Raw genomic sequence first — 14,504 nt, 5'->3', positions numbered from 1 at the left:
CCGCGCCCCATGAACCGCGGGCCGCGAGGTGTGTCGCCCCATGCCGGAGACGTCAACCAAGTTCATCCACATCCGCGGCGCACGAACCCATAATCTCCGCGACGTCTCCCTCGACATCCCCCGCGACCAGCTCGTCGTCATCACCGGTCTGTCCGGCTCGGGCAAGAGCAGCCTCGCCTTCGACACGATCTACGCCGAGGGGCAGCGCAAATACGTCGAATCGCTCTCCGCCTACGCCCGGCAATTCCTCGGGCAGATGATCAAGCCCGATGTCGAGCAGATCACCGGCCTGCCGCCGACGATTGCCATCGCCCAGCAGAGCGTCCGCGCGAATCCGCGCTCGACCGTCGCGACGGCGACGGAGCTGTACGACTTCCTACGGCTCCTCTTCGCCCGCGTGGGGCAACCGACCTGCCCAAAGTGCGGAAAGGCCGTCGCGCGGCAGACGCGAGCGCAGATCGTCGAGGCGATCCTCGCCCTGCCCGGGCAAACGAAGGTCATGATCCTCGCCCCGCTCGTTCGCAATCAAAAAGGCGAGCACAAGGCCGTGCTCAGCCGCATTCAGCGCGAGGGGTTCGTTCGCGTCCGCATCGACGGTGAGCTTTTTGAGGCCAAGGAAGCCCCAAAGCTCGATCCCGCCAAGACGCACCGCATCGACGCCGTCGTCGACCGCATCATCGTCAAGTCCGACGTCCGCTCGCGCGTCGCCGAGTCGGTCGAGACGAGCCTGAAGGTCGCAGACGGTCTCGTCGTCGTCGCCTCGGCCGCGCCCAACGATCCCGATCGCTGGCGCGACGAGACCTACAGCGAGCGCTTCGCCTGCACGGAATGCGACGTCCGCCTCCCGCCCCTGGAGCCGCGGCTCTTCTCGTTCAACTCACCGCACGGCGCCTGCCCGGAGTGCGACGGTCTGGGCATCGTCCTTGAGTTTGACCCCGCGGCCGTCGTGCCCGACCCGGGCATTCCTCTCGAAGCTGGCGCGATCGCGCCGTGGGGGCGAAGCGGCAAAGGTCTCACGCCGATACACGCGAAGCTGCTCAAACAGTTCTGCGAGGCCTTCAAAGTCCCGCCCGGCGCGCCATACTCCGCGCTCTCCGCGCCTCTGCGGGAGATTCTGCTTTGGGGCACGAAGTCCGGCGACGAACAGAAGCACGGCCATCACTTCGAGGGCGTCATTCCCAACCTCAAGCGCCGCTGGGCTGCCGCCGACAGCGATGCCCTCAAGACCCGCCTGCACGAATTCATGTCGCAGCGCCCGTGCCCGTCGTGCAAGGGCGCCCGCCTTCGCCCCGAAGCGCTGGCCGTGCGGATCGACGGCCGCAACATCGACGAGATCGCCGCGCTCTCCATCGACGCCGCGGCCGGTGTCTTTTCCTCCATGCAGTTCACCGGCGCGGACGTAACCATCGCCGCACCCATCATCCGCGAAATCCGCCAGCGCCTCCAGTTCATGATCGATGTCGGCATCGGCTACCTCACCCTCTCCCGCTCCGCCGCCACCCTCTCCGGCGGCGAGGCCCAGCGCATCCGCCTCGCCACGCAGGTCGGCAGCGGTCTCGTCGGCGTCTGCTACGTCCTCGACGAGCCGACCATCGGCCTGCACCAGCGCGACAACGCCCGGCTGATCCGCACGCTGCGGCAACTGACCGACCTGGGCAACACCGTCCTCGTCGTCGAGCACGACGTCGAGGCGATCGCCGCCGCCGACTGGATCGTCGACGTCGGCCCCGGTGCGGGAGCACATGGCGGCCGCATCCTCGTCAACGGCCCGCGCGCCGAACTGCTCGCCTCCAAGGAGTCGATCACCGCCCAATACGTCCGCGGGCAGCTCGCCATCGCCATGCCCTCGGAGCGCCGCCCCGTCTCCGCCAAGAAAGCCATCGAGATCAAGGGCGCGGCGGAGAACAACCTCAAGTCCATCGACGTCCGCTTCCCCCTCGGCGTCTTCTGCTGCGTCACGGGCGTATCCGGCTCGGGCAAGTCCTCGCTCGTAAGTCAGGTCCTCCTGCCGGCGCTCCGGCGCAAACTCTCCGACAGCCGCGAGCCCGTCGGCGCGCACCGGCAGATCCTCGGCATCAGCCACATCGACAAGGTCATCGAGATCGACCAGTCGCCCATCGGCCGCAGCCCGCGCTCCAACCCCGCGACCTACACCGGCGTCTTCGATCTCGTGCGGCAGCTCTTCGCCAAGACCCGCGAGGCCAAGGTCCGCGGCTACGTGGCCCAGCGCTTCAGCTTCAATGTGAGGGGCGGCCGCTGCGAGGCCTGCCAGGGCCAGGGCACGCGGCGGATCGAGATGCACTTCCTGCCCGACATCTTCGTCCCCTGCGCCGAGTGCAAGGGCTCGCGCTACAGCCCGGAGACGCTGGAGATCAAGTACCGCGGCAAGTCCATCGCCGACATCCTCGAGATGCGCGTCGAGGAGGCCCTCGCCTTCTTCGAGCCCTTCGCCAACATCATGCAGCTCCTCACGGCCCTCTCCGACGTCGGCCTCGCCTATATCGCCCTCGGTCAGGCCGCCAGCACCCTGTCGGGCGGCGAGGCCCAGCGCGTCAAGCTCGCCGCCGAACTCGGCAAGACCGCCGTCGGTCACACCCTCTACATCCTCGACGAGCCGACGACCGGCCTGCACTTCGCGGATATCCACAAACTCGTGGACGTGCTCAACCGCCTGGTGGCCGCCGGTCACAGCCTCGTGGTCATCGAGCACAACCTGGACGTGATCAAACAGGCCGACTGGATCATCGACCTCGGCCCCGAAGGCGGCGACGCCGGCGGCCGCATCGTCGCCGAAGGCCCGCCGGAGGAGATCGCGGCGAATGAGCGGAGCTATACGGGGCAGTATCTAAAAATGGTCCTGAACCGATCAGCGTGATAATCGTATGACTATTACGGCGACACGGTGTAGAATGAAATAGTCTCTTGGAGCATCATCGTGCGTACGCGGATGCGGGCTCGGCATCGAATCATTGCTATCGCATTGATCGCATTGGCCGTGGGGCTGCCCGGATGGATCATATTCCAAGCACTCGCAGCCGAACAACCCGTTGAGAACAAGCAGGAATTGGAAGGGCCCAATCCTCTGGCCTTGTTCGCCGAATTGCTGCGCGGTGCAACAAATAGCTATCGTTTTCTCGACTTCGAATGGGACCCGCACGATTGTGATGGATACCTTCCTGAATACGGTGCGCAGCTGAATGAAATGAGAACGCTCGGCCCGGGAGGGTTCCACGATTGTTCCCAATTGGCGAGGATGTGGTTGTACCAGATGGCGGTTGAAGTCCCGCTGCGTGTCGACCCCAATTCTAGGATCCAGCCCCCCGATTACGTCTTGGTCGATGTGCTGACGTATGACCCCGCCGGTCAGGTCGTGGATTCCTTACGGAACCTCGTCTTCCAGCGTGCCGACGGCCCGAGGAACTCCCGCGACATCTGGTATCGCAGCGACGTGCGCCGACCCCTGGTGATAACACATGGGTTTGATGCCCGTAGGGATTGCCCCGATGTCATGACGATACGTCTTGTAGAAGGGGGAGATTTTGATGTCGTCATCAGCGATTCACGTCCCAAGACCCCGTTAAAGGAACTATTGCGCCCGACGACGAACACGCCAGCGCGCGCGCCAACCAGTATATTCGGCGATCTGTCATGCCGATTAACCCATGAAACAGCCCGTGAAATTTGGGATTCCTTGGACATGCTCAGACGGCTACCGCCCGGAGCATTCGAGCGCCTCGCCCCAGAGATCATCAACCTCATGGGCACCGCCCGGCCCGGCCTTCTGCGACTCAAAGCAACGGAAGTCCTGTGTGAAAAAGGAAACGATCGCGTCGCCGAGCTTGTCGCGTCTGACATGAACGAGTGCGTGGAACGAAGTTCCAAGACTTCGGGAGCATATCCCGCCCCTAGTAGTTATTACCATGACGTACATCGTGTCCAGATGTTTGTCGCGTCGGACCTTTCGCTGTGGAATCCGGCGTTTCGTTCGTCTCCTGCGATACGATCATTCCTGATTCGATTGGCGACGTGGCCTGATTCGACCATCCATTACACCGAGGCGGCGACGGCCATTGAAACCCTTCTCGAATTACTGCCGTCGGATGGGGCCCGGCGGGAAATGTTAATGGATGTCATCAAACGCGGCGGCATGGGCGGCAGAACTGCGGCGTATCGAATAGTTCCCCTGATAGACAAAACCACATTGGCGTCGCTCAGGGAAATCATCGCTCGAAGTGAGCGGACCTGGTATGTGGTCGAAATCCTCGCCGACGCGGGCGATGTGGAGACCCTGCCGATTCTCCAACGGATGCGAGAAAAAACGGTTTATCCCGGCGATCGCTGCCTGATTGGATCGTTAGACGAGGCGATCCAAAAGATCGAGTTGCAAAACCCGCCCGCCAACCTTATTGAGTATTTGAAACAGGACGTGGACGTCGCCCGCCAATGGCTGTGGGCATTGCGACGGGCTGTCGCGTTGAAATTGGACAAAGAAATACTGCGCGCGGCAATCTTGGAATCCGCCAAGGTCTCCCGCCCAGAGTTAATGGTTTACTATCGTAAATTCGCGTTGGAAAACGGCGTGTCGCGACCTGGCGACCTCGCTAATGCGGGTCCGGATTATTCTCACTTGCTGGGAGGCGGCTGTGGTGAGGGCCCCATCCGGCGCAAAGGCCGCGTCGTATTTCCAGGTTCCGTTGGGATGAAAACGTCGTGGTCGGCCGGCGACGACGACATCAAGGCCTTCTCTGAGTGGTTCGAGTCTCAGCAGTTTGAGGATATGCCGAAGGATCGCGCCGATTCGCTCCTCCGCGAAGGGCTTTGCAAACACCATCTTTTCCCCATGCGATTTTGCAATTAAGCCAGGTCTCCTGCCTGAGGAACTTCAAACCTTCACTTGACTTTCTTTTCCAATGCGCTATTGTATTAGGTTGTTGTTAGGTACCATGTGCTGCGGGAGAATATCCCCGTACGCAAGGGAACTCCGCGCCCGCATCGAGGTACGAGACCATGTCGCCAACAAAGTGCAAATCCCGTCCGTTTTCTCGCTCAATTCCGCTCAATTTCGGCCCCCCCTCCCCCCCGGTCACCTGCTCTCCTGTTCACCTCCTCCATCTGTCCCCATCTGCGCCATTGGTGGACCCGTTCCGCCTGGTTCCGCCTTGTTCCACCAACAAAAAAAACTCTGCGCCTCCGCGCCTCTGCGTGCGTCATGGCTGGATCACGTTCCGGCTCATTCAGCCTCCTTCAGGCTCATTCACCCACGGGGGGGGACCATGCTGAACGTCCTCCCATTCCGCAGACCAAACTCTCCCGTCCCACCAAATCCCAGCCAGTGGCGCTTCCAGAAAAAAGGAAAAAATATCTCTGCGCCTCTGTGTCTCTGTGGTTCCCGTCGTTTGCCCGAAGTCCACCGCCGGAGTAAAACCTGCCCATGGCCAAGCGTATCTGCGTCGTCGGGGCGGGTCGATGGGGCCGAAACCACGTCAAGACGCTCCATGATTTCGGCCATCTCGGCGCCGTCGTGGACTGCGACAGGAAGGCCCTGGCCACGCTTGGCCAGGGCTACCCCGGCATCCCGACCTTCGGCGAAGTTGCGGACGCCCTCGCCGCCGGGTTCGACGCCTTCACCGTCGCCACGCCCGCCGAGACGCACTTCGATATCGCCCGCCAGATCCTCACCGCCGGCAAGCCCGTCCTCGTCGAAAAGCCGCTGGCCCTCACCTCCGCCGAAGCGAAGGCCCTCAAGGCCCTCGCGGACAAAAAGGGCGTCCCCCTCATGGTCGGTCACGTCCTGCTCTTCCATCCCGCGATCCGCAGGATCAAGGAACTGCTCGCCGCGGGCAAGATCGGCCGCCTGCAATACCTCTACAGCAACCGCCTCAACTTCGGCATCATCCGCCAGCAGGAAAACATCCTCTGGAGCTTCGCCCCGCACGACATCTCGATCTTCCAATACCTGATCGGTGCGCGGCCCATCGACATCGGCACGCACGGGGCGATGTTCCTCGACCGGCCGCTGCACGACTCGACGCTCACGGTTCTCAAGTACCCCGGCGGCGTGACCGGTCACATCTTCGTGAGCTGGCTGCACCCGTTCAAGGAGCACCGGCTCGTGATCATCGGCGACAAGGGCATGCTCACGTTTGTGGACTCGGCGTCCGGCGGCGGTCTGCACTATTATGGATACCCGGCCGACATCGATTGGATGGCCGGTGCGCCGGTCAAGCCGAAAGGTCCGCCCGAGTCGATCGCGTACGACGCCACGCCGCCGCTGACCGCGGAGATGGCCTACTTTGTCGAGCGGCTCGATAAGGGCCCGCCGGAGATCGCCGACGCGGCCAGCGCGATCGAGGTGCTGGAGATCCTGGAGCAGGCGACGCAGAGTCTCGTGGAGACCGACCGGAGAGGGCAGCACGTGGGCAAGGACTATTTCGTACACGCGTCCAGCTACGTCGACGACGGCGCGGAGATCGGCGCCGGCACGAAGATCTGGCACTTTTCGCACGTGCAGACCGGCGCGCGGATCGGAAAGAACTGCTCCATCGGCCAGAACGTCAACATCGCCCCGAACGTCCGCATCGGCGACCACGTCAAGATTCAGAACAACGTCTCGGTCTATGAAGGCGTGGAGCTGGAGGACCATGTCTTCTGCGGCCCGTCGATGGTCTTCACGAACATCACTGACCCGCGCTCGAAGTACCCCCAGCGGGGCGCGGAGCATTATCACAAGACGCTCGTCCGCCAGGGGGCGACAATCGGCGCCAACGCGACAATCCTCTGCGGTCACACGCTGGGCCGGCATTGTTTCATCGGCGCCGGCGCGGTCGTGACCGGCGACGTGCCGGATTACGCGCTGATGCTCGGCGTCCCGGCGAAACAGGCGGGCTGGGTCTGCGAATGCGGCGAGCGGTTGCCGGAAATCACGACCAACGCCGCATGTTCGCGGTGCAAGCGGCAGTATGTCCTGGCCAATGGCGTGTTATCGTGTGGCACCGGCTAATAGCCGGTGCGCCGCAAATGCCCCAACGGGGCTATATCCATTAGCCCAGGGTTGTCCCGGCGCGCCGGGGCTACCTTGGGTTTGCGATGCGAAGACGGTCTCAACCCCAACGGGGTTGTGGCGCAACCCCGATGGGGTTGGGTTGCATGCGCGTGTCGGCGACCCAGGGTAAGTCGCTGGTGCGACCAACCCCGGGCTAACGGATGTAACGCCTTCGGCGTAAAGAGGCGGCGATCACTTCGGTTGTCCAAGCGCCGCCAACCGCACTTTCGCGTTCGCGTGGCCCGGCTCGATCCGCAGGACCTCGCGATACTCCGCCGCCGCTTCGGCGCGCTTGCCCTGCAACTCCAGAACATACGCCAGCGCGTAGCGCGTGTCGGCGTCGTTTGGCGCATAGCGCAGCGCGGTTCGATGCGCTTCCTCCGCCTCCGCCAGCCGGCCCAGATCGCGCAGGGCGATCCCCATGTTGTTCTGCGACGGGACCAGTTGCGGCGACGCGGCCAGCCCCAGCCGGTAGTGCTCCACCGCGTCGCCCAGGCGGCCGAGCTTGTGCAGGACCATGCCGAGGTTCAGGTGGACATGAGTAAGGACGGGAGCGTGATCCAGCGCGGACTGCAATGCGGCGGCGGCCTCCTCCAGCCGACCGGCCTTGGCCAGTGCGTTACCGAGGTTGTTCTCGACCAGCGCCCAATTCGGCACGATCCGCAGCGCGGCCTGAAAGGAAGCGATGGCCTTGTCCGTCTGATCGGCGTCCATCTGTGCATTGCCCAGATGATCCCACGCCCGGGCGTTACCCGGTCGCTGCGCGACGACGTCGGTCCAAAGGCCGATCTCGCTTTGGTAGAGGGTGTTGCGTTGATAAGTAAGTAGTCCGAACAGTAGCGCCGCACCGCCAAGCAGCACGGCGTGCAGCGGCGTTGAGCGCGAATCGGCCGAGCCGAGGAGTCGGTGCAGGACGAAGACGATCAGGGCAATGACCGCCGCGAGCGGCAGGTACAGGCGATGCTCGACGGCGAGGTCCTTGATGGGCACGAAGCTTGATGTGGGTGCGAGGATCAGGAAGAACGCCGCGCCGAGGAAGCCGATTGGGCGGCCTCGCCACACGGCCCAGGCCGATGCCACGACCGCCGCGAGGATCGCCAGACCGGCCGAGATCGTCCGGGAGGAGAGCGTGGCCGGCGGCCAGTCGTAGTCAAAGCAGAGCGGGTGCGGCCAGACGACGAGCCTCAGGTAATGGAGAATGACTTCGGGCTGCGTGCGGAGGTATTGCCAGGGCGTGACGCCTTCAAACCCGAAGCCGACGGTCGCGGCGTTCGCCGATTCCGCTCCCGTCAGTCCCGCCGCCGCCCCGCCGCGAAGCAGAATCGCGCCAGTCAGAAAGAGGCCGGCGTAGAGCGGCCAGCGGCGGCGCAGCACGTCCTTCCACGATTCGGCGAGGAAGATGCGATCGTAGAGCAGGACGACAAGCGGTGCGGTCGCCATGACTTCCTTGCACCCCATCCCCGCGGCGCAGGCGGCGATGGCGGCGGCGTACCAGAGCGGCGCGCGGGCCGAGCGAGCGCCGCGCATGACGCAGTAGAGGGTGAGGAGGAAAAAGAGGGCCATCGTCGATTCGGCGCGCTGGATAATGTAGGTGACGGCCTGCGTCGTCAGGGGATGCACGACCCAGAGCAGGGCAACGGTGAACGCCAAGGATGAGGCTTGAGACTTGAGGCCTGAGGCTTGAGCAGGACTTGGCGCGCGGAGCGCGAGCGTTCCGCGGATCAGTCCGTACAGCGTCAGCGCGGCCAGGAAGTGGATGGCGAGGTTGAAGATGTGAAACCCAAACGGTTCGATGCCGCCCAGCGCGTAGTTGATGGCTAGCGAGAGTCGTACGACCGGCCGATCCGGATCGGACAGATGCCGCGTGATGGGCCAGAGTTGTTTAATTTCGGGGTTGGCGACGATGTGCAGGTCGTCGTCGAGCAGATAGACGCCGCGAAAGCTGGGCCAATAGGCAATGAGTCCGGCCAGCACTATGATGGCGTAGTGCCAGTAGGGGGGCACCATGTAAGAGGCTTGAGACTTGAGGCTTGAGGCTTGGGGAAGAGAAGCGGCCGAGCGGCGGGGCATCCCGTTACTATAACCCGAGTAATGCCGCGGCGAATGGCTGGGCGTCGAGACCGTCGGGCGTGCCGCTACCGTCCAGGTCGGCGCGACTGATGCGGCCGGTGTCCGTTTCCTGTTCGAGCAAAACGGCGACGAAGAGGTCGAGGTCGACGAAGTCCACGTCGCCGTCGGCGTCGATGTCGCCGGGCGGAGGTTTGATGAGATCAAACGTATCCGTGATCGCACCATCGTAGCGCAGGTTTTGCAACGAGAGATGGTTTCCGTCGATGGTCAACAGGCACGAGCCGAATGCCAGCTCGTCGAAATACATGAGGACGTGTCCTCCCGTGCCGCCAAGGCTCGCCCCGCCGTGGCCCGCCACGACATAGACCGCGCCCTCGTGCGCGGCGAGTCCGTAGGGCTTGAGATAGGCCCCGTCGCCGGTGAGCCGGCCATCTCCGGCGTCGACGATATGTCCCGCCGCGGTCGTCGGGGTGTCGTAGGCTCCGTCTACGAGGTAGGAGCGTTCGTAGATGTGCGAGTGACCGGCGAGGACGAGATCGACGCCGCCCGCTTCGAGGATCGGCAGGACGTTTTCGCGCATCTCGACCAATCGGCCACTGGAATCGAACGGGTCATCGGAATCGTGCGAGCCTTTGCTGTAGGGCGGATGATGCCAGAAGGCGATGATCCAGTGCTGGTCCGTTGCCGCGAGGTCGGCGGCGAGCCAGGTCAGCATGGCCGAGCCCGGCGTGCGCGGCGTGTCGTGGGAGTCGAGGCAGATGAAGTGCGCATTGGCATAGTTGAAGGAGTAGTACGCCTCGGTGCCCGACGCGAGCCCGCCCGCCTCGGCGGCGGCGGGCAGGACGTAGCCCTCGTAATACGGGCCGGACTGAGTTTGCGAGTCGGAGGATGCGCCCTCGTGATTGCCGAGCGTCGGCCAGCAGACGGTGTGGCGAAGGATCGCCTCGTAGGGTGCGTAGAAATTGTCGGTGAATTCCTGATCGGTCCCGCTGTTGTAGGCGATGTCGCCGACGTGGACGTAAAGGTCCGGCGGCGTCGCACCGGTCGCGGCAAGCATCGCATCCCGCACCGCCGCCTGATTGGCGTCGCCCGTGCCGGAATCGCCGACGATCCAGACCTTGAACGCGGTGGGCTGGCCCGCGCTCGGCGATGTGACGAAATAGTGATCCGCGTCTCCGCCGACGAGCACCTCGGCAGTTGAGCCGACGTCGTAATAGTAGGTCGTCGCCGGCGACAGGTCGTTGATCGTCACGATGTGGTCCGTCACGCTGGCCCCGCTCGACGCCGTCTGATCGAGCATCGCCGGGTTTGAGCCGTAATGCACGATGCTGTCGCTGGCGATGTTGGTCCGCCAGCAGATCGTCATGGACGTGGGTGTGCCCCTTTGGAGATACGGTTGTCGCACCAGCGCGAGCGGAGGAGGCGTGCCGTACGAGATGCTGAGCTTGGGCCGAAGGAGAGGATTGACCGCGTATTCGCTGGATCGAAACTCGACGCCACCATTGCCCGTCGGGAGGATGATCCACCCGCGATTGGCCGCGGGATCGGCCGACCAGGTCGCGAGGCTGCTGGTGACGGTAATGTTTTGCGTCGTAATCGATCCGCCGACAGTAGCCACGCTGGCGCCGTAGTCGCCGGCCTGCACGCCGGGGCTTGGCCCGAAGGTGTTCCATGTTGTCGATTCACTCCAGTCGATGGCCGCCTCGCGAACTGTGCCGGCATCTCCTGAGTTGAAGACGACGAGGGAGAGCGTCGCGGAGAAGATTTGCGAGCCCGGCGGGACCTGTCCGGCACCATTGCCGAAGATGTTCTCGAAGCGGATCAGCGCGACGTTGTCCTGTCCTGTGCCGACGGGGTCGTCGCTGTCCCACTCGCAGCGGTCGAGCGCGCCATTGTTCGAAGCCGGCGCGGCTTGTTGGAGGAACGTGTCGGCCGTACCGGTGTAGCCGTTGACGCCTTCCTGATACGTGACGTTGACGGCGGAGGCCGTTGACGCAATGACAAATAGAAAAAGAACGGGCCATGCCCGCTGTCGGTTAGTTCCTGGCATTCGGCACGCTCGTGTGTGTTGGTCCTTGAATTGTCGTCAACAACTCCGCCGCCTCTACGAGCCCGGGAGCCTTGCGCAGGGCGGCCCGCAGATCCGTGGCCGCTTTTTCGGGCTGGCCCAGGGCGACAAAAACCCTGGCCCGCGTCAAGAGGCGCAGCGCGGTCGGACGCCGCGCGACCGCCCGGTCTGCCTCGGCCAGTGCCGCTTTTCGATCGCATGCGGCTTGCACAGAATTGCCGGCGGCTGCTTGGACGTCCGCCCGCCTCAGGTACCACTCGGTCTTGACGTCGGCCTGCGCGATCGCTTCGTCAATGAGCTGCGTCGCGGATTCGAAGTGCCCTTGGGTCGTCTCCAATCGAAGCAATTCCAACCGGATCGCCACAGCCCCGGTGCAGCGTGCCAGTCCTTCGCGAAGCCCTGCGGCGGTGTCGTTGAGCAGGCCCTGCGTTTCCTGCAAGCGTCCCCGGCGGAGGTACCACTCTACGTCGGCCGCGAGGGCCAGGGCTGCCGTGTAGTCGCGAGTGGCTTCGTTCGGACGACCGCCGCGCTCGCGCAGCGCGGCGCGCCGGGCATAGGCGCTCGCTTTGGGATTTGGCCCACGAAGATGCTTCGTGAGTTCGGTTTCCGCTTCGGAATCGCGGCCCAATTCGGCCAGGGCCAGTCCGCGCTCCAACGCAATCATTGAAACATCGCCGCCCACGCGCTCCGCGCGGTCCAGATCGTCCAGCGCGCGGGCCGCCTGACCGTCGTACCGGTAGGCGCGGGCCCGATCCATTAGAAGGTCTACTCGACCCGGCTCTTTCGCAAGGAGTTTCGTTAATCGCTCGATGTCGTGGTGGGGCCCGGGATGGGCGCGCGCTTCGGCGCTCAAGGCCGCCACACTGGCAAAGGCAAGAATCGCAATCGCGCGGTACACGCCCCAACGCCCTCCAAGGTCGCTAGATTATACCATACCTTGGCAGCCGTCTGCGCGGGACTGCATATCGGGAATGTGTGTAAACGCATAGGCGCAAGGCCGGCACGAAGCTACCATCGACGGGATGCGAGATTCCTGGTCGGCGAACGGAACGGGGGTCGTTGCCGCCATCGATCCGCCGTTGCTCCGTGAACCCATCGCCATCCTTGCGGTGCTGGTCGCCACGCTCGCCGCGATTGTGTGGGCACAGGATCATGCCCGCCTGCGCCGCCTGTTTAAGGTCGTCCCCGCCATTGCTTTCTGCTACTTCGTTCCCACACTCTTTTCGACGCTCGGCATCATCCCCAATCATTCCGAACTATATCGCTGGATCAAGGACTTTATTCTGCCGGCGAGCCTCGTGTTGCTCACCCTTTCACTCGACGTGCCCGCGATCTTCCGACTTGGACCCAGGGCCCTGATCATGTTTCTTGCGGCGACCGTGGGCGTCGTGCTGGGCGGGCCAATCGCGCTGGCGCTTTGGAAGGGCGTACTTCCCGCTGACGCCTGGCTGGCGATGTCCTATCTTGCGGGCACCTGGGTTGGGGGGTCGGCCAATGGCCTGGCCGTAAGCCGCGCGGTGCATGCCGAGGCGCTCATCGGCCCCATGGTCATTGTGGATATCGCCGTCGGGTACACCTGGATGGGCCTGTTGTTGTACCTTGCGGGTCGCAGCGAGCGCGTGGATCGGTGGTTTCGGGCCGATCGGTCGGCAATCGATGACTTGCAACGGTCGATGGAGGCCTTTCACGCGCGTGTCATGCGCAACGCGAAGGTGGGAGATTGGCTGGCCGTCCTGGCCGTTGCGTTTGGCGCGACGGCGGTCGCCCATGGCGTCGGTCAATGGCTGGCGGCGGGGCCGTTCGCTGCTCTTCGCGACTATGCGGATGCCTTTGTATGGAAGATGCTCATCGTGACGGGCATCGGGATGATTCTGTCGTTCACGCGGGTGCGGACACTGGAGGGCGTGGGCGCATCATCGATGGGCAATTTGATGTTGTATCTTCTCATTGCGTGCATCGGGGCGGGGGCGGACTTTGCGCACCTGCGCGACGCGGGCTGGTACCTCGCCGTCGGCATTACGTGGATGGCGATCCATGCGGCGGTGCTCATTGTCGTCGGTCGGCTGGTCCGCGCGCCGTTTTTCTATTTCGCGATGGGCTCGCAGGCAAACATCGGCGGCGCAGCCTCAGCCCCGGTCGTTGCGGCGGCGTTCAGCCCGGTGCTGGCCCCGGTGGGGGTGTTGCTGGCGATTGCGGGGTATGCCCTGGGGACTATCGGCGGGTATCTTTGCGTGCAGTTGTGTCGACTGGTGGCGGGGGGCTGACAGTAGACTCCCGACTACAACTTGAAAAGCTCCGACACGCTCGTTTGGTTGTGAATGTTCCGGATCGCCTTCGCGAACAGTGGCGCGGCGGAAACGACCTTCACCTTTTTGGGCAGCGGCTCGAAGCGATACTCCAGACTGTCGGTAATGACCAGTTCCTTGATGGGGCTGGCGTCGAGTTTGGCCGCTGTTCCCTTGCCGAGTACGCCGTGGGCCACGGCGGCGTAGATGTCCTTGGCCTTCTCCTGCTTGAGTCGCTGGGCCGTGGCGATGAGCGTCCCGCCGGTGATCGTGAAATCATCGACGATCAGCGCGTTTTTGCCCGCGACGTGGCCGATCAGGCGCTTGACGACCGCCCGCTCCTTGTGGTCCACACGAGTCTTTTCGGCGATGACTGTCTTGGCCCCCATCGCGGAGGCGTAGGCGTTGGCCATTCCGGCGGCGCCGACGTCCGGGGCCACGACGACCCAGTCGTTCTTCATCCGCCCCTTGAAATGCTTTTGGATCACGGGCAGTGCGTAGAGATGGTCGACCGGCACGCGGAAGAAGCCCTGGATCTGCGGGGCGTGCAAGTCCATCGTAACGATGCGATCGACCCCTGCGGCTTCCAGGCAATCGGCGCAGACCCGCGCGCGGATCGACACGCGCGGCTCGTCCTTCTTGTCGCCTTTGCCATATCCAAAGAACGGGATGACGGCCGTCACGCTTCGCGCCGACGCCCGTTTGAAGGCGTCGATGAAAAAGAGGAGTTCCATGAAATTGTCGTTGACCGGGTAGCTGATCGATTGGACAAAGAAAACGTCCTTGCCGCGGACGTTGTCACCGACCCGCACAAAAGTATTGCCCTCGGAGAATCTCTGAGTGAAGCACTTGCCCGGCCGGACATGAAGTTGCTTGCAAACGGCGGCGGTGAAATTGACGCTTGCCGAACCCGCGAAAATCAATAGCTCGCCGCGTTTGGGCATACCCGCACCCTTGGAGAGTCATCCCCAAGGGCCATCTTAGCGGGGCGGCCGCGCCGCAACCAATCGGGCCTTCGCCGCATTTCCGGACCCGCCTT

General features: G+C 63.7%; 8 protein-coding genes. 4 read left to right on the top strand and 4 right to left on the bottom strand.

Annotated features, from left to right (window positions below):
* Positions 1-40 precede the first annotated feature (40 nt).
* The 3 genes from uvrA to VJZ71_07285 all read left to right on the top strand — a co-directional run bounded on the left by uvrA (position 41) and on the right by VJZ71_07285 (position 7,000).
* Positions 41-2,875, top strand: a complete 2,835-nt coding sequence (uvrA, locus tag VJZ71_07295; GenBank protein HKQ47856.1) for an excinuclease ABC subunit UvrA — start codon at positions 41-43, stop codon at positions 2,873-2,875.
* 822 nt (positions 2,876-3,697) lie between these two features.
* Positions 3,698-4,858 (top strand): hypothetical protein, encoded by a 1,161-nt coding sequence (locus VJZ71_07290; GenBank protein HKQ47855.1) that lies wholly within the window; start codon positions 3,698-3,700, stop codon positions 4,856-4,858.
* Positions 4,859-5,431: 573 nt separating this feature from the next.
* Complete coding sequence (locus VJZ71_07285; protein ID HKQ47854.1) at positions 5,432-7,000, top strand: Gfo/Idh/MocA family oxidoreductase; 1,569 nt, start codon at positions 5,432-5,434, stop codon at positions 6,998-7,000.
* A 234-nt stretch (positions 7,001-7,234) separates the two neighbouring features.
* Here the strand turns inward: VJZ71_07285 and VJZ71_07280 are convergent, their stop codons facing one another.
* The 3 genes from VJZ71_07280 to VJZ71_07270 all read right to left on the bottom strand — a co-directional run bounded on the left by VJZ71_07280 (position 7,235) and on the right by VJZ71_07270 (position 11,937).
* Positions 7,235-9,049 (bottom strand): tetratricopeptide repeat protein, encoded by a 1,815-nt coding sequence (locus VJZ71_07280; protein ID HKQ47853.1) that lies wholly within the window; start codon positions 9,047-9,049, stop codon positions 7,235-7,237.
* Positions 9,050-9,119: 70 nt separating this feature from the next.
* Positions 9,120-11,162, bottom strand: coding sequence for a metallophosphoesterase (locus VJZ71_07275; protein HKQ47852.1), 2,043 nt, complete (start codon positions 11,160-11,162; stop codon positions 9,120-9,122).
* Entirely contained in the window at positions 11,149-11,937 is a 789-nt protein-coding gene (locus VJZ71_07270) for a tetratricopeptide repeat protein (protein ID HKQ47851.1), read from the bottom strand. The genes VJZ71_07275 and VJZ71_07270 overlap by 14 nt, the downstream gene beginning before the upstream one ends.
* Before the next feature lie 265 nt (positions 11,938-12,202).
* Between VJZ71_07270 and VJZ71_07265 the strand changes: the two genes are divergently transcribed.
* A complete protein-coding gene (locus VJZ71_07265; GenBank protein ID HKQ47850.1) occupies positions 12,203-13,444 on the top strand; it encodes a DUF819 family protein in 1,242 nt (413 codons plus the stop codon).
* A 14-nt stretch (positions 13,445-13,458) separates the two neighbouring features.
* On the opposite strand, the gene VJZ71_07260 is transcribed toward VJZ71_07265, so the two are convergent.
* Positions 13,459-14,409: a ribose-phosphate diphosphokinase gene (locus VJZ71_07260; GenBank protein HKQ47849.1), complete on the bottom strand. Its 951-nt coding sequence runs from the start codon at positions 14,407-14,409 to the stop codon at positions 13,459-13,461.
* Positions 14,410-14,504 lie beyond the last annotated feature (95 nt).

Source organism: Phycisphaerae bacterium, assembly GCA_035275405.1.
GTDB lineage: Bacteria > Planctomycetota > Phycisphaerae > UBA1845 > UTPLA1 > DATEMU01.
This window is presented reverse-complemented; position numbering and strand designations above follow the sequence as displayed.